25 protein-coding genes and 2 tRNA genes are annotated in these 24,663 nt (G+C 45.9%); 16 read left to right on the forward strand and 11 right to left on the reverse strand.

Features of this window, described 5'->3' with window-relative positions:
* Nucleotides 1-14 precede the first annotated feature (14 nt).
* Entirely contained in the window at nucleotides 15-1,745 is a 1,731-nt protein-coding gene (locus YC6258_RS14085) for a hypothetical protein (RefSeq protein ID WP_044617547.1), read from the reverse strand.
* Between the two features lie 491 nt (nucleotides 1,746-2,236).
* Between YC6258_RS14085 and YC6258_RS14090 the strand changes: the two genes are divergently transcribed.
* Entirely contained in the window at nucleotides 2,237-2,767 is a 531-nt protein-coding gene (locus tag YC6258_RS14090) for a 3'-5' exonuclease (protein ID WP_245626935.1), read from the forward strand.
* A gap of 96 nt (nucleotides 2,768-2,863) precedes the next feature.
* Entirely contained in the window at nucleotides 2,864-3,175 is a 312-nt protein-coding gene (locus YC6258_RS14095) for a BolA family protein (RefSeq protein ID WP_044617548.1), read from the forward strand.
* Here YC6258_RS14095 and YC6258_RS14100 read toward each other — a convergent pair.
* Nucleotides 3,167-3,718: a YecA/YgfB family protein gene (locus tag YC6258_RS14100; RefSeq protein ID WP_044617549.1), complete on the reverse strand. Its 552-nt coding sequence runs from the start codon at nucleotides 3,716-3,718 to the stop codon at nucleotides 3,167-3,169. The genes YC6258_RS14095 and YC6258_RS14100 overlap by 9 nt on opposite strands.
* Nucleotides 3,719-3,845: 127 nt before the next feature.
* Between YC6258_RS14100 and YC6258_RS14105 the strand changes: the two genes are divergently transcribed.
* The 10 genes from YC6258_RS14105 (at nucleotide 3,846) to YC6258_RS14150 (ending at nucleotide 11,748) form a co-directional block, all read left to right on the forward strand.
* A tRNA-Arg gene (locus YC6258_RS14105) sits at nucleotides 3,846-3,921 on the forward strand.
* 134 nt (nucleotides 3,922-4,055) lie between these two features.
* Nucleotides 4,056-5,996 (forward strand): threonine--tRNA ligase, encoded by a 1,941-nt coding sequence (thrS, locus tag YC6258_RS14110; protein WP_044617550.1) that lies wholly within the window; start codon nucleotides 4,056-4,058, stop codon nucleotides 5,994-5,996.
* Between the two features lie 3 nt (nucleotides 5,997-5,999).
* The gene (gene infC / locus YC6258_RS14115; protein WP_082070724.1) at nucleotides 6,000-6,545 is read left to right on the forward strand and encodes a translation initiation factor IF-3; all 546 of its coding nucleotides are present in this window, start codon (nucleotides 6,000-6,002) and stop codon (nucleotides 6,543-6,545) included.
* Between the two features lie 196 nt (nucleotides 6,546-6,741).
* On the forward strand, nucleotides 6,742-6,936 hold the full coding sequence (rpmI, locus tag YC6258_RS14120; RefSeq protein ID WP_044617552.1) for a 50S ribosomal protein L35: 195 nt from the start codon (nucleotides 6,742-6,744) through the stop codon (nucleotides 6,934-6,936).
* An 18-nt stretch (nucleotides 6,937-6,954) separates the two neighbouring features.
* Entirely contained in the window at nucleotides 6,955-7,314 is a 360-nt protein-coding gene (gene rplT / locus YC6258_RS14125; RefSeq protein WP_044617553.1) for a 50S ribosomal protein L20, read from the forward strand.
* Between the two features lie 231 nt (nucleotides 7,315-7,545).
* On the forward strand, nucleotides 7,546-8,562 hold the full coding sequence (pheS, locus tag YC6258_RS14130; protein WP_044617554.1) for a phenylalanine--tRNA ligase subunit alpha: 1,017 nt from the start codon (nucleotides 7,546-7,548) through the stop codon (nucleotides 8,560-8,562).
* A 40-nt stretch (nucleotides 8,563-8,602) separates the two neighbouring features.
* Complete coding sequence (gene pheT, locus YC6258_RS14135; RefSeq protein WP_044617555.1) at nucleotides 8,603-10,978, forward strand: phenylalanine--tRNA ligase subunit beta; 2,376 nt, start codon at nucleotides 8,603-8,605, stop codon at nucleotides 10,976-10,978.
* Nucleotide 10,979: 1 nt separating this feature from the next.
* Nucleotides 10,980-11,282, forward strand: coding sequence for an integration host factor subunit alpha (gene ihfA, locus YC6258_RS14140; RefSeq protein ID WP_044617556.1), 303 nt, complete (start codon nucleotides 10,980-10,982; stop codon nucleotides 11,280-11,282).
* A complete protein-coding gene (locus YC6258_RS14145; RefSeq protein ID WP_044617557.1) occupies nucleotides 11,260-11,619 on the forward strand; it encodes a MerR family transcriptional regulator in 360 nt (119 codons plus the stop codon). The genes ihfA and YC6258_RS14145 overlap by 23 nt, the downstream gene beginning before the upstream one ends.
* Before the next feature lie 52 nt (nucleotides 11,620-11,671).
* Nucleotides 11,672-11,748 (forward strand) — tRNA-Pro (locus YC6258_RS14150).
* Nucleotides 11,749-11,836: 88 nt separating this feature from the next.
* Here YC6258_RS14150 and YC6258_RS14155 read toward each other — a convergent pair.
* Nucleotides 11,837-12,193, reverse strand: coding sequence for a hypothetical protein (locus tag YC6258_RS14155; RefSeq protein ID WP_044617558.1), 357 nt, complete (start codon nucleotides 12,191-12,193; stop codon nucleotides 11,837-11,839).
* A gap of 229 nt (nucleotides 12,194-12,422) precedes the next feature.
* Between YC6258_RS14155 and YC6258_RS14160 the strand changes: the two genes are divergently transcribed.
* From YC6258_RS14160 to YC6258_RS14170, 3 genes are read left to right on the forward strand one after another with little or no spacing between them, the layout of a single operon-like run.
* The gene (locus YC6258_RS14160) at nucleotides 12,423-12,893 is read left to right on the forward strand and encodes an RNA polymerase sigma factor (RefSeq protein WP_144407647.1); all 471 of its coding nucleotides are present in this window, start codon (nucleotides 12,423-12,425) and stop codon (nucleotides 12,891-12,893) included.
* Nucleotides 12,890-13,417, forward strand: coding sequence for a hypothetical protein (locus YC6258_RS14165; protein ID WP_044617559.1), 528 nt, complete (start codon nucleotides 12,890-12,892; stop codon nucleotides 13,415-13,417). Before YC6258_RS14160 ends, YC6258_RS14165 begins: the two co-directional genes overlap by 4 nt.
* 9 nt (nucleotides 13,418-13,426) lie before the next feature.
* Nucleotides 13,427-14,314 carry a DUF4097 family beta strand repeat-containing protein gene (locus YC6258_RS14170; RefSeq protein ID WP_044617560.1) on the forward strand — a complete coding sequence of 296 codons (888 nt, stop codon included), beginning with the start codon at nucleotides 13,427-13,429 and terminating at the stop codon, nucleotides 14,312-14,314.
* Nucleotides 14,315-14,324: 10 nt separating this feature from the next.
* Here the strand turns inward: YC6258_RS14170 and YC6258_RS14175 are convergent, their stop codons facing one another.
* Both YC6258_RS14175 and YC6258_RS14180 read right to left on the reverse strand, forming a co-directional pair.
* A complete protein-coding gene (locus YC6258_RS14175; protein ID WP_044617561.1) occupies nucleotides 14,325-14,831 on the reverse strand; it encodes a DUF934 domain-containing protein in 507 nt (168 codons plus the stop codon).
* Nucleotides 14,812-16,479: a nitrite/sulfite reductase gene (locus tag YC6258_RS14180; RefSeq protein ID WP_044617562.1), complete on the reverse strand. Its 1,668-nt coding sequence runs from the start codon at nucleotides 16,477-16,479 to the stop codon at nucleotides 14,812-14,814. Before YC6258_RS14180 ends, YC6258_RS14175 begins: the two co-directional genes overlap by 20 nt.
* Before the next feature lie 375 nt (nucleotides 16,480-16,854).
* Between YC6258_RS14180 and YC6258_RS14185 the strand changes: the two genes are divergently transcribed.
* Nucleotides 16,855-17,874, forward strand: coding sequence for an alpha/beta fold hydrolase (locus tag YC6258_RS14185; RefSeq protein WP_169748976.1), 1,020 nt, complete (start codon nucleotides 16,855-16,857; stop codon nucleotides 17,872-17,874).
* Nucleotides 17,875-18,110: 236 nt separating this feature from the next.
* On the opposite strand, the gene YC6258_RS14190 is transcribed toward YC6258_RS14185, so the two are convergent.
* From YC6258_RS14190 to hutC, 6 genes are all read right to left on the reverse strand, one after another.
* Nucleotides 18,111-18,320, reverse strand: coding sequence for a DUF2970 domain-containing protein (locus tag YC6258_RS14190; protein ID WP_044617563.1), 210 nt, complete (start codon nucleotides 18,318-18,320; stop codon nucleotides 18,111-18,113).
* A 58-nt stretch (nucleotides 18,321-18,378) separates the two neighbouring features.
* The gene (gene hutG / locus YC6258_RS14195; protein WP_044617564.1) at nucleotides 18,379-19,200 is read right to left on the reverse strand and encodes an N-formylglutamate deformylase; all 822 of its coding nucleotides are present in this window, start codon (nucleotides 19,198-19,200) and stop codon (nucleotides 18,379-18,381) included.
* The gene (hutI, locus tag YC6258_RS14200; protein WP_044617565.1) at nucleotides 19,197-20,405 is read right to left on the reverse strand and encodes an imidazolonepropionase; all 1,209 of its coding nucleotides are present in this window, start codon (nucleotides 20,403-20,405) and stop codon (nucleotides 19,197-19,199) included. Before hutI ends, hutG begins: the two co-directional genes overlap by 4 nt.
* A gap of 99 nt (nucleotides 20,406-20,504) precedes the next feature.
* Entirely contained in the window at nucleotides 20,505-22,055 is a 1,551-nt protein-coding gene (gene hutH / locus YC6258_RS14205; RefSeq protein WP_044617566.1) for a histidine ammonia-lyase, read from the reverse strand.
* Nucleotides 22,056-22,083: 28 nt separating this feature from the next.
* Nucleotides 22,084-23,748 carry a urocanate hydratase gene (hutU, locus tag YC6258_RS14210; protein ID WP_144407648.1) on the reverse strand — a complete coding sequence of 555 codons (1,665 nt, stop codon included), beginning with the start codon at nucleotides 23,746-23,748 and terminating at the stop codon, nucleotides 22,084-22,086.
* A 117-nt stretch (nucleotides 23,749-23,865) separates the two neighbouring features.
* Nucleotides 23,866-24,621 carry a histidine utilization transcriptional repressor HutC gene (hutC, locus tag YC6258_RS14215; protein ID WP_082070725.1) on the reverse strand — a complete coding sequence of 252 codons (756 nt, stop codon included), beginning with the start codon at nucleotides 24,619-24,621 and terminating at the stop codon, nucleotides 23,866-23,868.
* Nucleotides 24,622-24,663: the final 42 nt, after the last annotated feature.

Genomic DNA, 24,663 nt, shown 5'->3' on the forward strand with positions numbered 1-24,663 from the left:
GGTTCATCCCTCTCTTAACGATAGTTTTTAAAATAGTAGAATTCCGGTAACCGGGAAATATAGTCGAGCATAATCTGGGCAAAATCATCGGCTCTGTCTTCATAGTTGTTACGATTGACATACAGTTTGTAAGTTCCATTATCATTGACGACATGCTCGCGTCTCTCACCTTCCGTTATCAACGCGGTTTTCTCATTTGGCGTCGCTCGTCTACCCATAGCTGTCAGAAATACATAATCAATAAATTCAGGCGCGGTGAGGTTTTCAAGAGATGACTTAAGGTCTTCTTTGCCGGCTTTATAAAAGGCGCCATCGGTGTATTCGAATACATTGTTGCTGCTATCATCGTCATCATCGACAGGGAATCTCGCACCATCGTAAGCACGGTTATGCATTAAGAAACCTTGTCGCAGTGCCTGGTGATAATTGGCGAAACTCAGTACGTCCAATGGTACATAAGGCGTTCTGCCGATTTTATATTCCATGGATGCCCAGCCCATGTTGTCCATAGACATTGAGCTGCCAACTCCGGTGGCGGTGACAGATCTGAAGAAGTTTCTTCCTGTGTTTCCAGCATCTGCAGACTTGGGATTCCAGTTCAGTCTGTCCATTATGGAGAAAGCTGACTCTTCAAAAGATTTTACCCGTTTGGTATCGAGCAAATAAGATTCGGAAAACAGTATGTGTGTGAATATATCCCGGAAAGTTGTTGGATTGGTTGCAACAATTTCACCGATTAATTTCAGTCGGGTGTCTTCACTCATACCATCCAGGAAATAGTTGACAATAACTTCTGTCACTCGAGGTATAAGTAGCGCATGTCCGGATACGAGGTCATACAAATCTTCACAGCTTTGAATGTAATTATTTAAAACCAAAACCGGGGCGGCGAGGGATGGTTGATCTACATTGAAATGAAGCTGATATGCTTCATCGCCATCGGTCAGATACCACTGTCTACATGCTTGTCCGCCATTATAGGTATTGAGTTGATCTTCGGCACTGTCGTTAAATTTCCCCAGATATAACTCAAACATTTCAAGCGCATGATTTTCAGCTGACCGGGAAACCCTCCACCGGCTTACACCACCGAGCCAGCCACGAATGACCTGTCGAACTGGTGTATCTGCAGTAATGTTTGAATGAAGGTAGGCCAGTGTGCGGGAAATATCCTGTTCATCGGTGCTTTCCATTTCTCTGGCTGGGCTGAACATGATGGTGTTAGCAAGAAAATATGCCATCCAGTTGTCAAATTGATTCTTGCTTAATGGATAAGTCAGCATCTTAGCCATGTATTTCTGGTGCTCGCTTCTACTATCAAAGCTGAACATGGCATTGATTCCTGGAGCAATTTCCTCTCCAGTATCTGGATCGAGTATTGCGTCCGCACCGTTAATTTTTGTGTCGAGCAGGTTCACTTCTGTATAAGAAAGTTGGCGCTGCAAGTTTGATCTGATGGTACTAAGAGAGTGTGTGTCTCTTATTTTCAGGTTGTTCAACCCTTGAGCCGTATCTGCAAATTCATCCAGAGCCATACCTCTTCCCATTGGGGCAAGCAGTTTGTTGATCACTGCGTATTGATTTTCTTTTGAGAGAGAGTTGAATTCGGATTGGCTCAGTTCAAAAGACGGTACTTTTGAGTGGTTTGCCTTGTCTTCAGGAAGTGTTGTATCGCAACCATAAATAGCAAGGATGCTTACTAAAAAAAAATATGATTTTTTAGGAGATAATATGAAGTTGGGCATTTGTAAAATCTCAATTTTTTGACGCTTGTTAGTTCAAGGTTAAACTAATTTTTGAGTGCAGGCAGTTGGGGGTAATGCGATACTGTGAGTAGTGGTGCACAAATATGAAAAAAAATATTTTTATGTACGGTGTTAATTTAATCTCAGATGATTCAGATCATATTTTTTTATAAGTCTTTTTTGCTGTTTTTAAGGTGGTTTTTTTTGGGATTTATTTCGTCGCCAACGCTTTCTTTTTGGTTAAGTTCTGTTGGTCAGAAGTGCTGAAAGACTGATGTTTTGTGAAAAAATGGGAGGTTGACCTGCTGATAATTGATTTTATTCTTTTATGTCCCGTCCCCGGACAAGGAAGATTTTTCTGCTAGAATTCCTTCTTTTTTTCATAGTTTGAAAGCCATATTTCCTTAAAACTTACAAAATTATGCTTGTTGACTTTTTCGGTTCAAGTATGTTGCCGTGAATTGTCAGACAGTGACGGTATGGGGTATTTAATGACATGTGTTTTGATAAGGGAAGTTGATGGTTCCGATTATATGGTTCCGATTATATTGGATATTGAGGCATCTGGTTTTGGAAAGGGAAGTTATCCAATTGAATTGGGAATAGCCCTTGCTGACAGGACCGTAAAAAATTATCTGATCAGACCTTTGGAAGCTTGGCTGCATTGGGATAAACAAGCTGAGGGTGTTCATGGGATTACACGCGAGTTGTTGGACCGAGAAGGGAGAGAAATTAAAGAAATCTGTCTTGAAATGAATGAGTTGCTGGAAGGGATGATGGTATATAGCGATGGATGGGGATTCGATAGCAGCTGGTTATCGTTGTTGTTCTATTGTGCGGGAATGAAGATGACATTTCGCCTGGAAACTTTGACGAGAATTTTATCCGAACCCCAAATGCATATTTGGGATCGTACGCGCCAAGCGGTCTTGCAGGAGTGGGGTGTGGAGCTACATCGCGCGCCGATCGATGCAAGAGTTCTCCAGGAAACTTATATTAGAACACTGGAAGCGGTTTCATAAGAATCAACCAACGTCAGATGTTGTTCTGACAGAGAGTTATTTATTAACAGCTGGTAATATCTGGCGACTGATCTCGTTGAACTCAAAGGTATCGATATGTCTATTCAACAACGCATGCGCAGTTTATTGGAAGCAGAATTTTCTCCTGTAGCGCTTGATTTGATCAATGAAAGTCACATGCATAGTGTGCCGGATGGGTCCGAAAGCCATTTTAAGCTGGTACTTGTATCTGATTTATTCACTGGATTGCCAAAAGTAAAGCGACATCAGCTGGTTTATAAAGTGTTGGCAGAATTGTTGGCAGGTCCTGTTCATGCACTCGCAATGCATCTGTATACCAAGGAAGAGTGGGGGGATGCATCAACCCCGGACTCTCCTCAATGTATGGGTGGGTCGAAATCAAGCTGAATGTGTCAGCAGATACAGATCAACCAGTGCTTCGGGGATCTGGTTAAGAATCTGTGTCTTAAGCTTGGTGTTTTTCGATATCTGTTTGAACTCAGCTTCATCTTCAAAAAGTTGGGAGCCAAGTTCAAATGGAAATAGCAGCATGGAGAGTGCTTCCTGGTCAAATGTCTCCAGTTGGCTGTCTGACTCGAAAATAACCTGCATGAAGCCCGAACACCAGGCTTCCATTTCTTCAGTGATTTCCCCCGGCAGAATGTCAAAAGGTAGAGCAACTTGCTCATCAGCAGTAATTTCGTCCTGAATACTGTCGATCAACATTGATGTGAGCGTCTTGAAGCGGACAAGCTGGTCAGTATTGCCAGGCTGCTCTTCGGTGTCAAAGATCCAGCTGTGCAGTGTATTCCAGTCGGGACGGGTAGGCATTAGTGCAGTGGCCGTCAGCAGGCCGTGATATCCATAAAACTCCAGGACCTCGTCCGCATGTTCGTCGGTGTCCAGATACTCATATAGCCAATCCAGTTCTGTTTGGGTGATGTGATTCAATGTTTTGTTAACCTGATGTGTTTTAAGGGCGGGAATTGTATCGGAGTCACTTCATTCTATGTAGTGGCTTAAAATATTGTTTCAAAATTTGAATCTTTTTATGGAATCAGGCTAGAATCCGCGCCCTCTCCCCATAGCTCAACAGGATAGAGCAGTCGCCTCCTAAGCGACCGATCCAGGTTCGAGTCCTGGTGGGGAGGCCAGATAGTCGTCCGTATCAATGGTCCTCAGGCTGCCTATGGTTGAGGTCGCAGGTGCTATTGATCACTTATCCGAGCGATTGAAAGTTAAGTCATGTGGCCTTTGGTAGAGGTCACCACTGTAGGGGAAATCTCCAATGCCGGTCATTACTCTTCCTGACGGGACCCAACGTCAATATGAAAGCCCAGTCACTGTTATGCAGGTTGCCGAAGATATCGGTCCTGGTCTTGCCAAGGCAACGATTGCCGGGGTGATAAATGGGTCCAATGCCGATGCTTGTGATCTGATAGAGCAGGATGCGACATTAAAAATTGTCACAGCCAGAGATGATCTGGGGCTTGAAATTATACGCCACTCCTGTGCTCATCTGTTGGGGCATGCAATCAAGCAATTGTGGCCGCAGACTAAAATGGCCATTGGGCCGGTAATTGAAAATGGTTTCTATTACGACGTTGACTTGGACCATTCGATTACTGAGGAGGATCTGGGCAGGCTTGAAAAAAGAATGTTGGAGCTGGCAAAGACCAACTACCCGGTTATCAAAAAGAAAGTGAGCTGGGATGAAGCCTATGCTGTATTTGGTGGACGGGAAGAGGAATATAAACAGACCATTCTGAGTGAGGATATTTCCAAAGCTGATCGACCCGGCTTGTATCACCATGAAGAATACATTGATATGTGTCGTGGTCCCCATGTACCTAATATGGGATTCTGCCATCACTTCAAACTAATGCGTGTTTCTGGTGCTTATTGGCGCGGTAAGTCAGAGAACAAAATGCTGCAGCGTATTTATGGGACCGCCTGGGCTGACAAAAAGCAGCTGAAACAATACCTTTTGTTCCTGGAAGAGGCTGCTAAGCGAGACCACCGTAAGCTGGGCAAGCAGTTGGATCTTTTTCATCTGCAGGATGATGCTCCTGGAATGGTATTCTGGCATCCAAAAGGATGGACCATGTACCAGGTTCTGGAGCAGTATATGAGGGTGGTGCAGCGCGACCGGGGCTACCAGGAAATTAAGACCCCGCAGATAGTGGACAGGTCCTTATGGGAGAAATCCGGTCATTGGGATAAGTTCAAAGATGATATGTTTACCACCCATTCGGAGTCCCGCGATAACGCAATTAAGCCGATGAACTGTCCTTGTCATATTCAGGTTTTTAATCAAGGCCTGAAAAGCTATCGAGATCTTCCTCTCAGGCTTGCAGAGTTTGGCAGTTGTCACCGTAATGAGGCATCTGGTGCTTTGCATGGGATTATGCGGGTTCGTGGCTTTACACAGGATGATGCTCATATCTTCTGTACAGAGGATCAGATACAGTCTGAGGTTGCAGAATTTATAAATATGCTGGAGTCTGTGTATCATGACTTCGGTTATGATGACATTATATTGAAGTTATCCACCAGGCCAGAGCAGCGGGTGGGTGAGGATGATGTTTGGGATAAAGCTGAACAGGCACTTGCATCCGCGCTTGATGCCACGGGTAAACCATGGGACATATTGCCGGGAGAAGGCGCATTTTACGGGCCCAAGATAGAGTTTACCTTGAAAGACAGTTTGGGGCGTCTCTGGCAGTGTGGAACCATTCAGGTTGATTTTTCGATGCCTGGTCGTCTTGGGGCTCAGTATGTTGATGAGCATGGAGAGCGAAAGACCCCAGTTATGTTGCATAGGGCAATTCTTGGCTCCTTTGAGCGCTTTGTCGGTATTTTGATTGAGCAGCATGCCGGGGCGATGCCTTTGTGGTTATCTCCCCAACAGGTTATGGTAATGAATATTACCGATAGTCAGGCAGAATACTGCCAGGAAGTTAAAAAACACCTCTCTGAAGCTGGGTTCCGGGTTGATGCTGACTTGAGAAACGAAAAGATCGGCTTTAAAATCCGTGAACATACGCTTCAGAAAATACCTTATCTACTCGTGTGTGGTGATAAGGAAGTGGACAATCGTACCGTTGCAGTGAGAACCAGATCTGGTCGGGATCTGGGAGTTATGTCTTTGGATGCATTTATTCAAATTCTTAACCGTGACCTGCAAAACAAGGGTAGGGTTGATGTTAATGAAAATGTGGAGGCATAAACTCTGAAACAACGAGGCTCAGCAAGCAACAAAAAAGGTGATGGCCGTTCGGCTGTCAATGAAAACATCGAAGCCCGCGAAGTTCGATTGATTGACGCAGCTGGTGAACAGGTTGGGGTTGTTCCGATAGCCCAGGCTCTGCAGGCTGCTCAGGAAGCAGGCTTGGATCTGGTACAGATTTCGAATGCAGACCCAGTTGTCTGCAAGATTATGGATTTTGGCAAAAAACTCTATGAGGAGAAGAAAGCCAAAAATGCTGCTAAGAAGAAGCAGGTTCAGGTACAGATAAAGGAAGTTAAATTCAGACCAAATACGGATATAGGTGATTACCAGGTTAAGTTAAAGAATCTAATTCGTTTTCTTGAACATGGCGATAAAGCTAAAGTCACCTTACGTTTTCGTGGCAGGGAAATGGCTCATCAGGAGTTGGGTCTGGAGTTGCTGGGTCGGGTGGAAAAAGATCTTGTAGAGTATGGGGTGGTTGAGCAGAGGCCGAAAATGGAAGGTCGTCAGTTAACCATGGTCATTGCTCCTACTAAAAAGAAATAGTTACCTTCCGAGTATATGAAGCCCTGGTTATAGCAGGGCTTTTTTGCATTTGGGGCTTTTATTTTTTATTTATTTGGATAGAATGCCCGCCTTCCTGAGTTATCGGGATGCAACACTCTACCCGGCCGAGGATTTCATGCCGGATGGGTAATCAATGGGTCTTATGATCTTATAATTTTATTATTTGGAGTATTACATGCCAAAAATGAAATCCAACTCTGGCGCTGCAAAGCGTTTCAAGAGAACGGCGAATGGCTTTAAGCATAAACAGTCTTTCCGTAGCCACATTTTGACTAAAAAGAGCACCAAGCGTAAGCGTCAGCTGCGTGATATGCAACAGGTAGCAAAAGTCGATCAGCCTCTGATCGAACGTATGCTTCCTTATATTTGATGAAAGAGGTGTAGAGCTATGGCAAGAGTTAAACGTGGCGTTATTGCACGTCGTCGTCACAATAAAATTTTAAAAGCTGCAAAAGGTTATTACGGTGCTCGTAGTCGGGTATTTCGTGTAGCCAAGCAGGCTGTTATTAAAGCCGGTCAGTATGCTTATCGTGACCGTCGTCAGCGTAAGCGTCAGTTCAGAGCACTTTGGATTGCACGTATCAACGCTGAGGCTCGGGTAAATGGTTTGTCTTACAGTCGCATGATTGATGGCTTGAAAAAATCAAGCATCGAAATTGACCGTAAGGTGCTGGCGGATCTCGCTGTTTATGAGAAGGCAGCGTTTGCTGCATTGGCAGAAAAAGCCAAGACTGCACTGGCAGCGTAAGCAGATCTCGATAATTAAAAAAGGCGACATTAGTCGCCTTTTTTAATGCACGAAGGAAAGTGAACGTTTTATGTCTCTATTTCTAAGTAGAGCGGACCTAAGTTGCTGAATTTCAGCGGTTTTTGGTTGCTAAAATTCTAACAGACTCTATAGTACAGGCTCTTAAATGCCATGCATAACCTGCTATATCCCCGTTAATTATTTGCTTTGCACTCGCCGGAGTCGTTATCAATGGAAAATCTAGAAAAATTGGTCTCACAAGCAGAAATTGAGATTAACGAGTCCAATGAAGTTTCCGCACTTGAACAATTGAGAGTCCAGTACCTCGGTAAGAAGGGAGAAATTACTTCTTTGCTTAAAGCTCTCGGAACTCTTCCTCCAGAAGAGAGGCCTGCAGCGGGTGCCAGAATCAATGAAGCAAAAGAAAAAGTCAGTAATTTTATCAATGCACGGCGTGATAAGCTTGAAACTGATGTTCTCAATGCCCAGTTAAATCAGGAAACCCTGGATGTTACTCTTCCGGGAAGAGGGCAGAATATTGGAGGGTTGCACCCCGTAACCCGTACTATCCAGCGTATGGAAGATTTCTTTGGCAGTATTGGTTATAAGGTTGCTGAAGGTCCTGAAATTGAAGATGACTATCATAACTTTGAAGCATTAAACATTCCCGGTCATCACCCTGCACGTGCTATGCATGACACGTTTTATTTTGATGCCAATACCCTGCTTAGAACTCATACGTCACCTGTTCAGGTACGAGAAATGGAGAAGGGAAAGTTGCCTATTCGCATCATATGTCCCGGGAGAGTATATCGTTGTGACTCCGATTTGACACACACTCCGATGTTTCATCAGGTGGAAGGTTTATTGGTTGACGAAAAAGTATCGTTTTCTGACTTAAAAGGAACGATTCAGCGCTTCTTGCAGGTTTTTTTTGAAAAAGATCTCGGTGTACGTTTCAGGCCGTCCTTTTTTCCGTTTACGGAGCCATCCGCCGAAGTGGATATGGAATGTGTGATGTGTAATGGCAAGGGATGTAGAGTGTGCAGTCATACAGGTTGGCTTGAGGTAATGGGGTGTGGGATGGTTCATCCTAATGTACTTGAGGCCAGTGGTGTTGATTCCACCAGATATCAGGGGTTTGCATTTGGTATGGGTGTGGAGCGTCTTACCATGCTTCGCTATGGAGTCAATGATTTGCGTATCTTCTTTGAGAATGACCTGAATTTTCTGCGTCAATTTAGCTAATCAGTCAATCGGCAACAGTCTGCGATAAATAGGAAAGAGTATGAAATTTAGTGAAAAGTGGCTGCGCGAATGGGTGAGCCCCGACTTGAGCTCACAAGAACTGATGGATCAGATCACTATGGCTGGATTGGAAGTTGATGGATTTGAGCCGGTTGCAGGTAGCTTTGAGGGAGTGGTGGTTGGCCAGATTGTGTCAGCTGAGCAGCATCCTAATGCTGACAAGCTGAGAGTCTGCCAGGTAACGGATGGAGTTGACCAGTTTCAAGTGGTATGCGGAGCAGCTAATGCCAGAGCAGGCATTAAGGTCGCTTTTGCCAAGGTCGGAGCGGTGTTACCGGGCAACTTTAAGATTAAGAAAGCCAAGCTGCGCCAGGTTGAATCTCTTGGCATGCTATGTTCTGAAAAAGAACTGGAATTGTCAGATAACCATGACGGAATTATGGAGCTGAGTGAATCTTTGGAGCTTGGGGAATCTCTTAAGCAGGCATTAGGGTTGAATGATATTTCCATCGAAGTTGATTTGACTCCTAATCGTGCAGACTGTTTGAGTATTGCAGGTTTGGCCAGGGAAGTTGGTGCGCTCAATAATGTTAAGGTGATGGTGCCTTCAATTGGTCAGGTGGAGCCTGAGATTGATGATGAGTTTCCCATCGTGGTGGAGGATTGGGAGGGGTGCCCTCGTTATTTGGGGCGTGTAGTTAGAGGGGTTAATATATCTGCAGAAACTCCATTATGGATGCAAGAGCGTCTACGTCGATCAGGAGTGCGCACTATTGACCCTGTGGTGGACGTTACTAACTACGTTATGTTGGAGTTGGGGCAGCCGCTGCATGGCTTTGATCTGGATGTTCTCAGAGACAAGATTATTGTCAGACAATCCAAGGCAGGCGAAGAAATCGTTTTACTGGATGGTTCAAAAGTTGAGTTATCCGATGGAACTTTGCTGATTGCAGATGCTTCCGGTCCTTTGGCGATAGCCGGGATTATGGGAGGTGCGCACTCGGGTGTAACTGCCACCACCCAAAATGTTTTTCTGGAAGCTGCTTTTTTTGATCCTATCAGAATTGCGGGCAAGGCTCGTTCATATGGATTGCACACTGATGCCTCTCATAGATTTGAGCGCGGGGTTGATTACAAGCTTAGTTTCCAGGCCATGGAGCGTGCCACAGAATTGCTCATAAGTATCTGTGGTGGTCAGGCTGGTCCCGTTTCTGTTATTGAAAATATTGATTCTCTTCCAAAGAAAGAGCTTATTACTTTGCCTTTGGTGAAAGTGGAGCAGGTACTGGGGATTCAGTTACCTGATGATAATGTTGAGCAGATTTTGGTTGGCTTGGGCCTCGAGGTAATTAAAAAAGAGGGTCGGGTGTTAACTTTGAAGGCCCCCAGTTTTCGGTTTGATATTACGATTACAGAAGATCTAATTGAAGAGATTGCCAGGGTTCACGGATACAATAATATCCCGGTTACCTACCCTGTATCCGGTCTTGAAATGCCTGCCTTGAAAGAAGCGGATATCAGTCACAGAGTCATAAAAAACTCTCTCGTTTCTTTGGGGATGCAAGAAATAGTGACATACAGCTTTCTGGATAGAAAGACTCAGTCTCTGTTTGAATCAGAGCTTGAGCCGGTAGCCCTGGCAAATCCGATATCTGAAGATCTGGCAGTTATGCGAACTTCGCTAATTCCCAATCTTGTTAAAACTCTTTCTTACAATATCAACAGGCAGCAGGAACGTATCAGGTTGTTTGAAACCGGATTGAGTTTTATTAATACCAATGATGGGTTGCTGCAAAATCAAAAGCTGGCGGGGTTGATCTATGGTGATCGATATCCAAAGAACTGGCTGGCCACTGAAGAAGTGGATTTTTATGATCTGAAGTCAATTGTTGAGACGGTATTGGCGTTGGCACCAGGAAAGCAATGTGTGTTTGAACCTGGTCAGATAGAATTTCTCCATCCAGGGCAAACAGCCTTTATTCGTTGTGATGATGATCAGATTATTGGATATCTCGGGCTCGTGCATCCTAGCATTCGTAAGACTTTAGGATTGAAAAAGGGTGTGTTTGTCTTTGAGTTGGACATGTCTTTCTTTAATAGTACGCGCATCCCAGAATTTTCTGAATTATCCAGGTATCCTGAAACCAGTCGTGATATTGCGGTGATCGTAAGTGATGATTTACCTGTGGGCGAGCTGTTAAAGGCTGTCGATGAGGCAGCAGGAGACTATTTGAAAGACAAGTTTGTCTTTGATGTTTATAAAGGTAAGGGTATTGATCTACATAGAAAAAGTGTTGCGTTAGGCTTGACCTGGCAGCATCCTTCGCGCACCCTTAACGATGAAGAGATTAACGGCTGGATGAATGCTGTTATAGACATCCTTTCAAAACGGTTTGAAGCAAAATTGAGGGGCTGATATGGCTCTTACTAAAGCAGATATGGCAGAAAAGCTCTATGAAGAGCTTGGCTTGAATAAGCGTGAAGCCAAGGAAATGGTTGAGATGTTCTTCGAGGAAATCAGGGACTCTTTAATAGAAAATAAACAGGTTAAGCTTTCTGGTTTTGGCAATTTTGACCTGAGAGACAAGCGTCAAAGACCAGGAAGAAACCCTAAAACCGGCGAAGAGATACCTATTTCTGCGAGGAGAGTGGTGACATTTCGACCTGGTCAAAAATTGAAGGTTAAAGTAGAAGCCTATGCTGGAAGCGAGCCAGAATGACGAATTACCGGTAATTCCTGGTAAACGTTATTTTACGATCGGAGAAGTCAGTGAGCTATGTGCAGTCAAGCCTCACGTTCTGCGTTATTGGGAACAGGAGTTTCCGCAGCTGAGTCCTGTCAAAAGACGTGGCAATCGCCGGTATTATCAGCGTGAAGACGTTGTTTTAGTACGCCAGATTCGTCATTTGTTGTATGAGGATGGTTATACTATTGGTGGGGCAAGACAAAAACTGTCTAGTGAGAATGAACCCGGTTTTAATGATAGTCATAAACTCATGCTTAAAGAAATGATCGATGAGCTTGAGCAAGTACTTGATGTTTTGAAATCGATTTAAAAATAGTAAAAAGCTTGTATTTTCAAATAGTTATCGTATGATAGCGGCCTTTCGGGCATTAGCGCAGTCTGGTAGCGCATCGTCATGGGGTGGCGAGGGTCAGAGGTTCAAATCCTCTATGCCCGACCAATTTTATAAAAAAGGACTCATATTGAGTCCTTTTTTATGTCTTTAAGAATGTATCAGTAGCTTAAATTTGTTTTTACCTGTTATTTATTCAGGCTACCAGTTTAAAATTTTGCAACTGAGCTCTCTGTCTGTTTTCAAAAATTCCTTCCTGTTCTGAAACAATAAAACCTATATTGTCATTTGCTAATGCCTGCCAGGCATAGGCGAACACCTTTTCAGGTGCACAATGCACAACTCTGACTTGTTTAGGCAAAATGCCCTGTCCTAATAGCTGTATCGTGCTAATGCTGCTTTTGGGGTTAAAAACCAATAATAGCGGAGAGCAATCGAGTGCTGCCTTAATTTCTTTTCTGTATTTTTCCAGCCAATGCTGTTCATTTTCTTCCATTGGGAAGAGGCTGGCTTGCTGAAATGTATCGGTATGGCGTTTTGCTGAGGTTTTCATAAAACACTCCACTGATTTTTTAGTCGAAGCTGTTTGTATATACAGTATTTGTATAAATATACAGTAATAGATGTTGAATGCAATCATTTAAACCTATTTATATTTCGTTTCGTCAGAGTGTCATGTTCGATAGAATCAAAGAAATACGACAGTGCAAGCGATAAATATTTTGAAGGAAGCAGTTGACATAGTAGAGCAGGAGCTTCTAAGCCGAGTTTGCCAGGGTGATATGAAAGCTTTTGAGCTGCTTTATAAGAGAGAGTCCGGCAAAGTATTTGCTTTGGCTCTGCGATTAATGGGAGTTAGAGCGGTTGCTGAAGAATTGACTCAGGAAGTGTTTGTACTCGCATGGAGGAAAATCGAACAATTTCGAGGAGAGAGCAAGTTTAGTACCTGGTTATATCGATTGACAACCAATCTGGCGCTCGACCGTTTGCGACTGAAAAAGCATGCGTTTGAAAGTAATACTACTGAGCTGGATGAAAGTCTTCCAGCTCATCATGTGGATCTCGATAACGCCAGGGACCTTGAGTCTGCTATCCAGCGACTACCAGATGGTGCCAGAGCGGTATTGGTGCTTTATGAGATTGAAGGCCATAGTCACGAATACATTGCTGAAAGTCTCGGGATTGCAACTGGCACCAGTAAAGCGCAGTTGCATCGTGCTAAGAAATTACTTAAACAATGGTTATCCGCATGAGTGATGATATTTTCGATCTTGAAGCGGAAAAAAAACTAAAAAGGGAACTTGCCAATCTAACTGAGTCGATAGAACCACCGGATTACCTGTGGGACCGGATTCAGTCACAGTTACAGATTCCTGTCCCGTCAGATATACAGCGAGAGAGCGGGCAGAATACTCGCTGGTTGTTTTATGGTGTTGCGGCTTCTTTTGCGTTCGCTTTTTTGGCCCTGGGAGTAACTGTATGGGGACAATTCAATGCTACCTCACTCATCCATCAGATTGCTTCTACAGATCGTGGAGGTCTGACGGCCACGTCGCAATTAGTATCGCCGATTAATCTGACTGATCGCTTTCGGCATGTAAGTCCGGAGGCGCGTGCGGTTGTCGAAGCTAATATGGAGGTCATCCAGCAGGCTCTGAATGAGATTTACGCAGCTCTTGCACAGGATCCTGATAATCATGATTTAAATGAAATATTGCAGGAAACATTGGAGCAGAAGCATAGGTTGCTCGAAACAGCAGATATGCTGAGTCTTTAGGTATTTTTAATGGTCAGAACGTTTATATATTGTATTTTGTTTTGGTTTGGCTTTATCACTTCTTTTTCTTATGCTGATCAGGTAACTGGTTATCAAAAAGACTTTGTTTCTTCCGGGTTGGTAATCGTGCGTAACGATAGAGGATCTGTAGCGGTGACAGGTTGGGATGAGACCAGAATTTCTGTCAAAGCAGAGTCAGGGGGTGGCTCATTGGATAGTTTCATATTTAATGTGGAAACATCTGAAGCATTGATTGAAGTGCCGGTGGAAAAAGGCAAGAAACTTGGTCAGCCTACTAATCTGGTAATCATGATTCCTTCTGGCAGTCGTTTGCGGGTTCAGGGTGTCAGCAGCGACATTAATATTGCTTCAATACGTGGCGATGTGTCTGTCAAAACAGTCAGTGGTGACCTGTCTGTTTCTGATCTGTTGGCATCGTTGTTCATTGAAACGGTTGATGCAGACACCAAACTTCACCGGATACAGGGAGATGTGTCATATGAATCCATTAGTGGTGATTTGAGAGGTGATATCTCTTCTCAGTCAGTACAGCTAAAAACGGTGTCTGGAAATATAGATCTATCATTCCAAGAGGGAGGGGCGGCGATGATTTCTTCTGTATCGGGTGACGTTTCTCTGGCTGGAGGGTTTGTCGGTTATCCAGATGTGTCAATCAAAACAGTCAGCGGTAATATTCATCTGCAATTATCCGGCGCAGTGGATACTCAGCTGAAAATTTCTGCAATAACAAACACAGATGTACGGGTCAATCTACCTCAATCTGGGTTAGCGGATCTGTCCCTTACTGCGAAGCAGTTTTCCCATAATATTGGCAATGGTGTGGGGAGAATTCTATTGTCTACCGTTCAAGGCGATATCTCCGTCAATGAACGGTAGGGGGCGATTATCAAGCGATCTGTTTTCGCCTGAATAATGGTCGAGGTTCTATAGCATCAGCCTGATATGCTTCTGTTAAGCTGTTTATGCAGGTTGTTGCTGTTTCGACGGTAACTCGTTCACTCAGCTCAAAACTGGTAAATCCACAACGTTTCAAATATAGCAGTTGATCTTCCAGGATTTCTCCAAGAGCCCGGATATCGCAATCAAGGCTCATGTCTTCTCTAAGATATCTTGCAATTGAAAAGCCCCTGCCATCCATGAATTTGGGAAATTCAATGCCAATAAAAGCATATCCGGGTTTTGGAATGCTCAAATCCTCAACATTAATATCATTGTGAATGGCCAGGCCAACTTCTTTATTTTGTGCCAGAAGTTGGTCAGAACATTCATCCCACAAGCTAATTGGAATAATAATTTGTTTGGACTCAGTGCCAAAAGCTGGTTCGATTTCGCTGAAAATCTTCCACTCGTTGATGACTACCTGTAAGTCTTTGTTAAGCAACTTTGGGTTCATATACCCGCTCCTTGAAAGGGTCCAAGCCGATTCTATGAACAGTTGTGAAGAAGTTCTCTTCAGTTTGTCTGTTCTCAATATATACGTTGATGATCTTTTCGATCACATCCGGCATTTCTTCAGCTTTGAATGATGGGCCAAGAATTTTACCAATTGCCGCTTGTTCAGAAGTAGAATTTCCGCCCAGCGATATTTGATAGAACTCTTCGCCTTTTTTATCAACGCCGAGAACTCCAATGTTGCCAATATGGTGATGGCCACAGGCATTCATGCAACCGGAGATGTTTAAATCCAGGTCGCCCAGATCATATACGTAATCCATATCTTCGAAACGCTTTTGGATGGCCTCGGCAATTGGTATGGATTTGGCGTTGGCCAAGGCGCAGAAGTCGCCTCCCGGGCAGCAGATCATGTCAGTTAAGGTGCCGATATTGGCAGTTGCCAGACCAAGTGGAAGCAGCTCCTGCCAGAGATTGAACAGCTGTTGTTCTTCTACATCTGCCAGCACAATATTTTGCTGATGAGTAGTCCTCAGTTCAGAAAATGAATACTTGTCGGCGAGATCTGATAGTTCCCGCATTTGATCAGAACTGATATCTCCTGGTGCAATCCCCAGTTTTTTCAGAGACAGGGTGACGGCAGCATAACCAGTCTTTTTGTGAGCTGTGACGTTATGTTCGTACCAGGTATTGAAGGCTGGGTTCAGGCTTAGCTGGTCGGCCAGTTGTTTCGATGGTTCGGCAAATACTTTATATGCAGGTTCGGTGAAGTGAGCTTTTATACGGTCCACTTCTGTTTGAGTAAGTGTTATTTCACTGTCTTTGAGTCTGCTCCAGACCTGCTCAACCTTATCCCGGAACGCATCGATCCCCATGGCTTTGACCAGTATTTTGATACGAGCCTTATATTTGTTATCCCGACGACCATTCAGGTTATACACCCTTAAAATCGACTCCAGATATGAGAGCAGATGTTGCCAGGGCAAGAAAGGATTGATCAGTTCAGCAATCACCGGAGTTCGGCCAAGACCGCCGCCGACCCAAACTTCAAAACCGGTTTCGCCATCGTTATTTTTCACAATCTGCAAACCGATGTCATGAAATTTAATCGCTGCACGGTCAGTACGGGTATTGGCATTAACGGCAATTTTGAATTTCCGTGGCAGAAACGCATATTCGGGGTGAAAAGTGGACCATTGACGGATAATTTCACACCAGGGCCTGGAGTCTTCGATTTCGTCTTGGGCTATGCCGGAAAACTGATCTGTGGTGGTATTACGGATACAGTTGCCACTGGTCTGTACTGCGTGCATCTCAACTTCAGAGAGTTCTGCCAAGATATCAGGCACCTGTTCCAGGTTAGGCCAATTTAACTGCATATTCTGCCGGGTACTAATATGAGCGTAGCCTTTGTCATAGTTATCTGTGATATCTGCCAGTTTTCGTAACTGTTGTGCGTTCAACATACCGTAGGGAATGGCGATCCGTAGCATGGGTGCATGACGCTGGACATACAGACCATTCTGTAAGCGTAGAGGCAGGAACTCTGCTTCTGCTAGTTCACCGTTTAAAAATCGCTCGGTCTGATGGCGAAATTGCTGGACCCGCTGCTTGATTATGGCGTGGTCATGCTGGTCATAGACATACATATTTTGCTAACCCAAACTCCTCCAGGATGAGCGGCGCAGGATACCGTAGCGGTTTTATTCCACCAAGTATTAATTATTCATATATTAATAACCCCAAGGCATTATTCGATCACACCGAATGTTGTAGCTGTCGGGTGACTGAACGATTGTGTATCGTTGATGAAATCGTTGTTAACTGGTGCTAGTGTTTGCGCACCCAATTCCTGTTGCAATGCAATTTGGCTCATCAGTGTCTATGTCATCAATCGTGATGAGTGAGCAGGTAGTATGTGGTTGCAGGCTGTTTAAGCCAACGGTGGCGGGAGCTTTATGAATCCCGAAGCAGGAAAGGAACCTGGGTATTCCATCATTTTCATAATCAAAGGAGAACTGATCTTGAAACTTTTATCGATAGCTCTGATCGCTGTGATGTCCTCTCTATTGAGTATTAGAGGGGCAGCCATATCAGATGATAATTATCAAGAAGACTGGGCAAACAAAGTAAATCCATTTTTTCTGAAACACATACAGACCAATTACTTTTACTCCAAGCATAGTGACTTATATATTTTTTATGGACTGATTCAGAACACTACCGCCAACAGTAATCATCGGGTTGTTGTGATCGTACCGGGCCGAAAAGAGCCATTTTATAAATATTCAGAGTTGGCTTACGACCTCTATCAGTATGGTTATAGTATCGCTCTGATTGATCACAGAGGTCAGGGGGGATCGGAGAGGATACTGAACGATCCTGAGAAGGGGTATGTCGAAGACTTCGATTATTATGTTGATGATTTGGAGCAGTTTGTTGATTCAATCGTTGGGGAGTTGTCAATGGATAAAACTTATCTGTTGGCTCAGTCCATGGGAGCTTCTATTGGTGCGATGCTGATGGAAAAACGGCCGGACATATTTAATAAAGCCGTTTTGTCATCACCCATGATGATGCCGAATACCGGGAAGTATCCAGCACCAATTGCAGTTTCTCTCATGGCTGTGCTGAAGTTGGTAGGCAAAGCCGAAGAATATGCTCCTGGAGAAAGTGGATATGCTGTGTCTGAGTTTGCAGATAACACTCTGACATCCAGCAAGGAGCGGTTCGATATGAAAAACGATGTTTTTGAAAGTTATCCTGAATTCCAGCTGGGAGGGGTAACTGTGAACTGGCTTTACTCTGTGATGTCCAAGAGTTATGGATTTATTTCCAAATACAAGAAAGTCACTACACCAATTCTGATGCTGTACAGTAATAACGATAAGGTTGTAATGCCAAAATATGAAGAAAAGTTTTGTGATAAAGCCAAGGCCTGTGAACCGGTTTTGTTTAGTCAATCGAAACATGAAATCTTCATGGAAGTGGATGAAATCAGGGATAATGCTCTGAATGAAACACTGAAGTTCCTGGCAGAATAAGCTAAAAAGGACCTGATAATCAGGTCCTTTTGGTATCTGTTATGGGCTTCTTGAGGTCTACGGCAAGGTAGTCCACAATAGTTAGGTTAAAACAACAATAATAACTACAGGAGAACCAATTATGGCGGCAAAAAGTAAATTAACCGATTCTCAAGCAGATGCCATTGTAACCGTAGTGGTCGTGTTAACGTTGGCTGCAGGTGCAATTTTCTGGGTGGCAACCGTCGGTTAACAGATTAATTCACCTGGCTGAGAGACAGCTTTACGGCCAGGATGATTAGAAAAACAAAGATCACCGTAAAGATTGCCCCTCCAGCTACAAACCACCAAATATTGCCCTTGTTGAAGTCGCGTTGCCGGTTTTTATCTGACTGTACCCCGAAAGCAGCTGCCAGAATACTGCCTGCTATAGCCCAAAAGCCTACTTTGTTGTTCTTATCATTCATGTGTGGCCTGCTTGTTATAATGAAACCTGAATACCCTAAAACAGAAGTTTGTTAACTCTCAAGTAGTACTTTTTATCAGCAGCAGTTTCAATATTCCTTCAATTAAATGACGCAACTGCTGTTGGACGATGGGGGCTTTGGTATTACAGAGCCGGTATTCTCCCTGTCGCAGTGTTGACTGATCAAGGTAGGTATCCTGTGAAAGCTCAAGCTGTATAGCCTGAGTTCCTTCGGTCGGTTGGCCAAATGCGCGAGTAATATAGCCACCTTTGAAACGACCATTGAGCACTTGACTATACTGGGGATCAACTAAACGTGTTACTGCCTGAGTCAGTTCCGCCGTGCAGGAGTGGCCATCATTGCTGCCCCAGTTAAAGTCACGCAATTGGCCATCAAACAGCATTGGAACCTTGGATGCAATGCTGTGAGCATCAAACAAGATGGCCTGACCGAATTGTGCTTTCAGGCGGGATAATTCCTGAGTAATTTGGGCGTGATAGGGCTTCCATATCAGGTTTTTATACTCTTGTTTCAGGGTGTCTCCTGGTTCGCGGCCTGTGTCAAAAACAGGCGATTCGTCAAACAGGATGGAAGGAAACAGGCCGGTGGTTTTGCTGTTATACAGAGCCTGGTCATCAAAGGGGCGGTTTAAGTCGATAACATAGCGCGAATAGTTAGCTGCAATAACACCCACCCCAAGGTCGCTGAGGAAATCGTAAAGTTGTGGTAGATACCAGTCCGTGTCCGGCAGTTTTTGCGCCTTTGGTGTCAGAGCTGTCTGTACTTCCGGAGTTAGATGCAGGCCTGAATGGGGGATGCTGACCAACAGGCCGGTGTGGCCCGGATAAAATCGAAATGGTGGGTAGGGCAATGATGTCATAGTGTGAGAGTTCCCTGATAGATGCGTTGTTTCATTAACTGACCTCCGACCCAGTAACTCAGCTCTCCAGGAGTATCCACGTCCCAGCAGATGAAGTCGGCGGATTTGCCAACTTCCAACGTACCTGTCGAGGAAGAAAGTCCCAAAGCTGTTGCTGCATGAATGGTGACGCCTGCCAATGCTTCCTCCGGAGTTAAACCGAATAGCGTGCAGGCCATGTTCATCATCAGCCTTAACGACAACACTGGTGAAGTACCTGGATTTAAATCAGTCGCTATGGCCATCGGAACCCGGTAGTGTCGGAACAGGTCAATCGCTGGTCGCTGCTGTTCTTTCAGAGTATAGAAAGCACCTGGCAGCAAGACTGCCACCGTACCGGCTTCCGCCATGGTTTTGACATCATCCTCGCAAACGTATTCCAGATGATCTGCTGACAATGCCCGATATGTTGCCGCCAGACGGCTGCCACCAAGCGGCGATAGCTGCTCTGCGTGTAATTTGACTGGTAGATTCAGTAATTTGGCTGCATCGAAGTAGCGTTGAATCTGGGCTGGAGAGAAACCAATGCCCTCACAAAAACCATCTACCGCATCAACAAGCTTTTCGGCTGCGAGGGCTGGCAGCACTTCGGTGCAGAGATAGTCAATATAATCGTCGGCCCGATGTGCAAACTCTGGTGGCAGTGCATGGGCCGCCAGGCAGGTAGTGACCACCCGTACCGGGAGAGTTTGCCCCAGAACCCGGGCGGCTGTCAGCATGGTCTTTTCCGTGCTCAAATCCAGGCCATAACCGGACTTGACCTCAACAGTTGTTACTCCGTCCTGAAGTAAATGTCGAAGTCGCCGATTACCAGAGGACACGAGATCCTCTGTGGAAGCCTCACGAGTGGCCTTTACAGTTGCAACGATGCCTCCTCCCTGATAAGCAATCTGTTCGTAACTGACACCATTTAAACGTTGCTCAAATTCAGAGACCCGGCTTCCTGCGAACACCAGATGGGTATGGCAATCAATCAGACCAGGAGTGACCCAGCCGCCGCTGAGGTCGTAAATTTCCGTGCACTGGCTGTCTGGCAATTCAGCAGCTGGACCAATCCAGGCAATCTTTCCTTCGCAGACGGCTATGGCTGCATCATAAATAGGGTGATATTGGCCACTTTTCATCGTGGCTAAATGAAAGTTATGCCACAGACTGTCGAATTGCATTGCGTTCCCCTGTTTTTGAAGTGGGTGTCCTTTAAAAACCGAAAAATAGAAGTGGGTGTCCATTAAGCCTGAGCCTGAGCTCTTAATATGGGTGTCCCACTAGCTATTTGAGTTGTCCTGGATACTCGGCAGTAGTTGCAAGGGCATCAGTTCGTTGTGCCGTGCCGCTTTGATCAATGCGGTGGCCTGTTCGATGTCTGTGGCGAAATATCGGTCACGATCATAGAACGGGACTTGTTCCCGCAGTAAGGCTTTGGCCTGTTCCAGCAGTTCGGTGGTTTTTAATGGGGAGCGGAAATCGAGTCCCTGAGCTGCTGCCAGGTATTCTACAGCGAGGATGCCTCGGGTATTTTCGGCCATATCTTTCAATCGTCGAGCTGCGAATGTCGCCATGGAAACGTGGTCTTCCTGGTTGGCAGAGGTGGGCAGGCTGTCGATTGAAGCTGGGTGGGCATAGGTTTTGTTTTCACTTGCCAGTGCCGCAGCAGTGACTTGAGCAATCATGAAGCCAGAGTTGACGCCACCATTTTCTACCAGAAATGGTGGTAGTTTGCTTAGGTTGCTGTCGATCAGTAGCGCCATCCGTCGTTCCGAAAGTGCACCTGTTTCCGCCAATGCCAGGGCAATATTGTCGGCTGCCATTGCCACAGGTTCTGCGTGGAAATTGCCGCCTGAAATAATGTCGCCTTCATCCACAAATACCAATGGGTTGTCAGATACTGCATTGGCTTCAATGCATAGAGTACGGGCTGCATTACGAAGTTGCTCCAAACAGGCACCCATAACCTGGGGCTGACAACGTAAAGAATAGGGGTCCTGAACCTTTTCGCAACCCGCATGTGATCGTCCGATTTCACTGCTATCACTCAGTAGGTGACGATAGCTGGCAGCAACATCGATCTGACTCTGATGACCGCGGGCCAGATGGATGCGTTCGTCGAATGGCTTACGACTACCCAAAGCTGCCTCAACGGACATGGCTCCACAGGTTACAGCAGTGGCAAACAGGTCTTCTGCTTCAAACAGTCCTTCCAGTGCAAAAGCCGTGGATGCCTGTGTACCATTGAGCAATGCCAGTCCTTCTTTAGGGGCCAGCATAATTGGTTCCAGTCCTGCCACTACCAGGGCTTCTTTGCCTGAAATAATCTCGCCGTGATAACGGGCGTGTCCTTCGCCGAGTAGTACGGCGCTCATATGTGCCAGAGGTGCCAAGTCACCAGATGCTCCTACAGAGCCTTTCTGGGGAATGCAGGGATAGACCTCATGATTGATCAACTGCATCAAAGCCTCAATGACTTCCAGTCGAATACCGGAAAACCCTCGTGCCAGACTGTTGACCTTTAGGGTCATGATCAGTTTGACGGTATCGTCATGCATGAGACTACCGGTGCCCGCTGCGTGAGACAGGACAATACTGCGTTGCAGTTGTTCCAGGTCTTCAGTAGCGATACGGGTGTTTGCCAGTAAACCGAACCCGGTGTTGATGCCGTAGACTGTTCGCCCCTGTGATATGACATTTGCAACCAGGTTGGTGCTGGCCTGAATAGCAGAACTGGCGCTGTCTGCCAGGCTAACTTTAATTCGGCGACGGCTGATCTGGCGTAGCTGTGACAGGCTGAGCTGTCCAGGCCTTAAGGTGAATTCGTACATGTTCGGTTCTCTCTCGGTCATCAGACGGTTAAGGGATCATTGGCAATTTCAGGCCATGTAAGTGAGCGCAGGCAATCGCGCTGTCATAGCCGGCATCGGCATGACGCATGACGCCGGTGGCCGGATCATTGGTCAGCACTCTGGCGATGCGTTCGTCAGCTTCGTGGCTGCCATCACAAACAATTACTACGCCAGCATGCTGGGAGAACCCCATGCCCACGCCGCCGCCATGATGAAGGGACACCCATGTTGCACCAGAAGCGGTATTCAACAATGCATTCAGTAGTGGCCAGTCTGATACTGCGTCTGAACCATCACACATTGCCTCGGTTTCCCGATTGGGGCTCGCGACGGAGCCGGAATCCAGGTGATCACGACCAATAACGATCGGAGCAGACAGCTCTCCATTCCTAACCATCTCATTGAATGCCAGTCCCAGTTTAGCCCGCTGACCAAGTCCTACCCAGCAGATACGGGCCGGTAGTCCTTGAAACTGGATGCGTTCGCGAGCCATATCGAGCCAGTGGTGCAGGTGGTTGTCATCGGCAATAAGTGCTTTGACCTTGGCATCGGTTTTATAGATATCTTCTGGATCTCCGGACAGTGCTGCCCAACGGAATGGGCCAATGCCCCGGCAGAACAGAGGGCGAATGTAAGCCGGAACAAAGCCGGGGAAGTCGAATGCGTTTTCGACTCCTTCTTCAAATGCCATTTGGCGGATATTGTTGCCGTAGTCGAAAGTCGGGACACCCATCTCTTTGAAGGCAAGCATGGCTTTTACGTGACGGGCCATGGTTTGTTTGGCTGCTTTGACGGTAGCTGTCGGGTTTTGTTGCGCAGCCAGGCGATATGACTCCCAATCCATGTCCAGGGGCAAGTAACCATTAAGGGGATCATGAGCAGAGGTTTGGTCGGTCACCATATCTGGCCGGATTCTGCGTTGTACCAGCTCTGGCAGTACTTCAGCGGCGTTCGCACACAAACCGATGGAAATGGTTTTGCCTTCGGAGGTATAACGCTGAATACGTGTCAGTGCATCATCGAGATCACTGGCTTGTTCGTCCAGATAACCGGTACGCAGGCGAAAATCGATCCGGCTTTGTTGACACTCGATGTTCAGTGAACAGGCACCTGCTAGCGTCGCTGCCAATGGCTGTGCTCCTCCCATGCCACCGAGGCCCGCAGTCAGAATCCAACGACCATTGAGGTTGCCGTGATAATGCTGACGGCCGGCTTCAACAAAGGTTTCGTAGGTTCCCTGGACAATACCTTGGCTACCGATGTATATCCATGAACCGGCGGTCATTTGCCCATACATTGCCAGTCCTTTGGCATCGAGTTCATTAAAGTGTTCCCAGGTAGCCCAGTGTGGAACCAGATTGGAATTGGCTATTAAAACCCTTGGTGCATTGGAATGGGTTTTGAACACACCAACAGGTTTACCAGACTGTATCAGCAGGGTTTCGTCCGCTTCCAGGGTTTTGAGGGTTTCAACTATTCGGTCAAAACATTCCCAATTGCGTGCGGCACGACCGATTCCACCGTAAACCACCAGTTCCTGTGGGTTTTCTGCCACTTCCGGGTCGAGGTTGTTCATCAGCATGCGTAGAGGTGCTTCAGTCAACCAGCTTTTGGCATTTAATTGAGAGCCTCTTGGGGCGCGTATTTCAATGTCGCGATGGCGTAAGTTCATGCTGGTGTCCTCATGTATTTGAATGTTCATGTATATACAAGTTAAGGTAACATAAATGGATTTATAGTTGTCCGCAAGTGGCTTTTCTCTGTAGGAGCGGGATTTATTGTCGAAACGTTACCGTCCGAAATGACCGAATAACTGGAATCGTGAGCCGGGGTGCAGCAGCCGTGCGGTGGTGACGATTTGTTCTCCACACCAGGTACGACGACGTATCTGCAGGCAGGGTTCGGAGGAATCAATTTGCAGTTGTCTGCACTCCAGCTCGGTAGCCAGAACGGCTTCAACCAGATGTTCTCCCTCGGTCATGGGTGCCACTTGCATAAGGTAGACGTAGGGGGTTATTGAGGTAAAATCCTGCTGATCGTATTCTGGCACTAGCGTGGCATTAACCACCCGTTCCTCGATCTGAATTGGCAGTTCGTTCTCAAAATGCAGCAGCCGGGAGCGAAAAATGGCATGTCCGGTCCTGACTCCCAGGCTCATGGCTTCCTCTACACTGGCTCGGCTTTTCTCCAGCAGCATAGGTTCAGAGTGATATCTGCTACCACGAGATGCAACCTCTTCTGCAATATTGTGCACTTCAAACAATGCTGAGTGTGCTTTTTTTTGCGCTACAAAGGTGCCGAGTCCCTGTTGTCGGGTCAAAACGCCTTCGGCAGTCAGCTCGCGCAGTGCTCTATTGACAGTCATGCGACTGACCCCGAGTGCCTGCACTATTTCTGCTTCAGAAGGAATACGTTGATGTGGCTGCCACTGACCACAGTTGATTTTATGCTGAATCGCCTGTTTGACTTTGGCGTAGATAGGTTGGGGGGTGTCCGGCAGGCCGGCAAAGAGATCGTATAACAGCGGATTGATGGAGGATGACACAGACACTTCCTGATGGCATAAAAAAACGATTTTAGCGCTTGT

Source organism: Gynuella sunshinyii YC6258, assembly GCF_000940805.1.
GTDB classification, from domain to species: Bacteria; Pseudomonadota; Gammaproteobacteria; order Pseudomonadales; family Natronospirillaceae; genus Gynuella; species Gynuella sunshinyii.

Excerpts from the sequence above, each read along its gene's own strand:
- YC6258_RS14190 (WP_044617563.1), bottom strand. The coding sequence starts at position 18,320 with ATGAATGATAAGAACAACAAAGTAGGCTTTTGGGCTATAGCAGGCAGT.
- YC6258_RS14145 (WP_044617557.1), top strand. The coding sequence starts at position 11,260 with ATGCTGGAAGCGAGCCAGAATGACGAATTACCGGTAATTCCTGGTAAA.
- rplT (WP_044617553.1), top strand. The coding sequence starts at position 6,955 with ATGGCAAGAGTTAAACGTGGCGTTATTGCACGTCGTCGTCACAATAAA.
- YC6258_RS14180 (WP_044617562.1), bottom strand. The coding sequence starts at position 16,479 with ATGTATGTCTATGACCAGCATGACCACGCCATAATCAAGCAGCGGGTC.
- YC6258_RS14175 (WP_044617561.1), bottom strand. The coding sequence starts at position 14,831 with ATGAACCCAAAGTTGCTTAACAAAGACTTACAGGTAGTCATCAACGAG.
- pheT (WP_044617555.1), top strand. The coding sequence starts at position 8,603 with ATGAAATTTAGTGAAAAGTGGCTGCGCGAATGGGTGAGCCCCGACTTG.
- YC6258_RS14170 (WP_044617560.1), top strand. The coding sequence starts at position 13,427 with ATGGTCAGAACGTTTATATATTGTATTTTGTTTTGGTTTGGCTTTATC.
- hutI (WP_044617565.1), bottom strand. The coding sequence starts at position 20,405 with ATGCAATTCGACAGTCTGTGGCATAACTTTCATTTAGCCACGATGAAA.
- hutG (WP_044617564.1), bottom strand. The coding sequence starts at position 19,200 with ATGACATCATTGCCCTACCCACCATTTCGATTTTATCCGGGCCACACC.
- YC6258_RS14160 (WP_144407647.1), top strand. The coding sequence starts at position 12,423 with ATGAAAGCTTTTGAGCTGCTTTATAAGAGAGAGTCCGGCAAAGTATTT.
- YC6258_RS14155 (WP_044617558.1), bottom strand. The coding sequence starts at position 12,193 with ATGAAAACCTCAGCAAAACGCCATACCGATACATTTCAGCAAGCCAGC.
- YC6258_RS14165 (WP_044617559.1), top strand. The coding sequence starts at position 12,890 with ATGAGTGATGATATTTTCGATCTTGAAGCGGAAAAAAAACTAAAAAGG.
- rpmI (WP_044617552.1), top strand. The coding sequence starts at position 6,742 with ATGCCAAAAATGAAATCCAACTCTGGCGCTGCAAAGCGTTTCAAGAGA.
- hutU (WP_144407648.1), bottom strand. The coding sequence starts at position 23,748 with ATGAACTTACGCCATCGCGACATTGAAATACGCGCCCCAAGAGGCTCT.
- YC6258_RS14095 (WP_044617548.1), top strand. The coding sequence starts at position 2,864 with ATGTCTATTCAACAACGCATGCGCAGTTTATTGGAAGCAGAATTTTCT.
- thrS (WP_044617550.1), top strand. The coding sequence starts at position 4,056 with ATGCCGGTCATTACTCTTCCTGACGGGACCCAACGTCAATATGAAAGC.
- hutH (WP_044617566.1), bottom strand. The coding sequence starts at position 22,055 with ATGTACGAATTCACCTTAAGGCCTGGACAGCTCAGCCTGTCACAGCTA.
- ihfA (WP_044617556.1), top strand. The coding sequence starts at position 10,980 with ATGGCTCTTACTAAAGCAGATATGGCAGAAAAGCTCTATGAAGAGCTT.
- YC6258_RS14085 (WP_044617547.1), bottom strand. The coding sequence starts at position 1,745 with ATGCCCAACTTCATATTATCTCCTAAAAAATCATATTTTTTTTTAGTA.
- YC6258_RS14090 (WP_245626935.1), top strand. The coding sequence starts at position 2,237 with ATGACATGTGTTTTGATAAGGGAAGTTGATGGTTCCGATTATATGGTT.
- pheS (WP_044617554.1), top strand. The coding sequence starts at position 7,546 with ATGGAAAATCTAGAAAAATTGGTCTCACAAGCAGAAATTGAGATTAAC.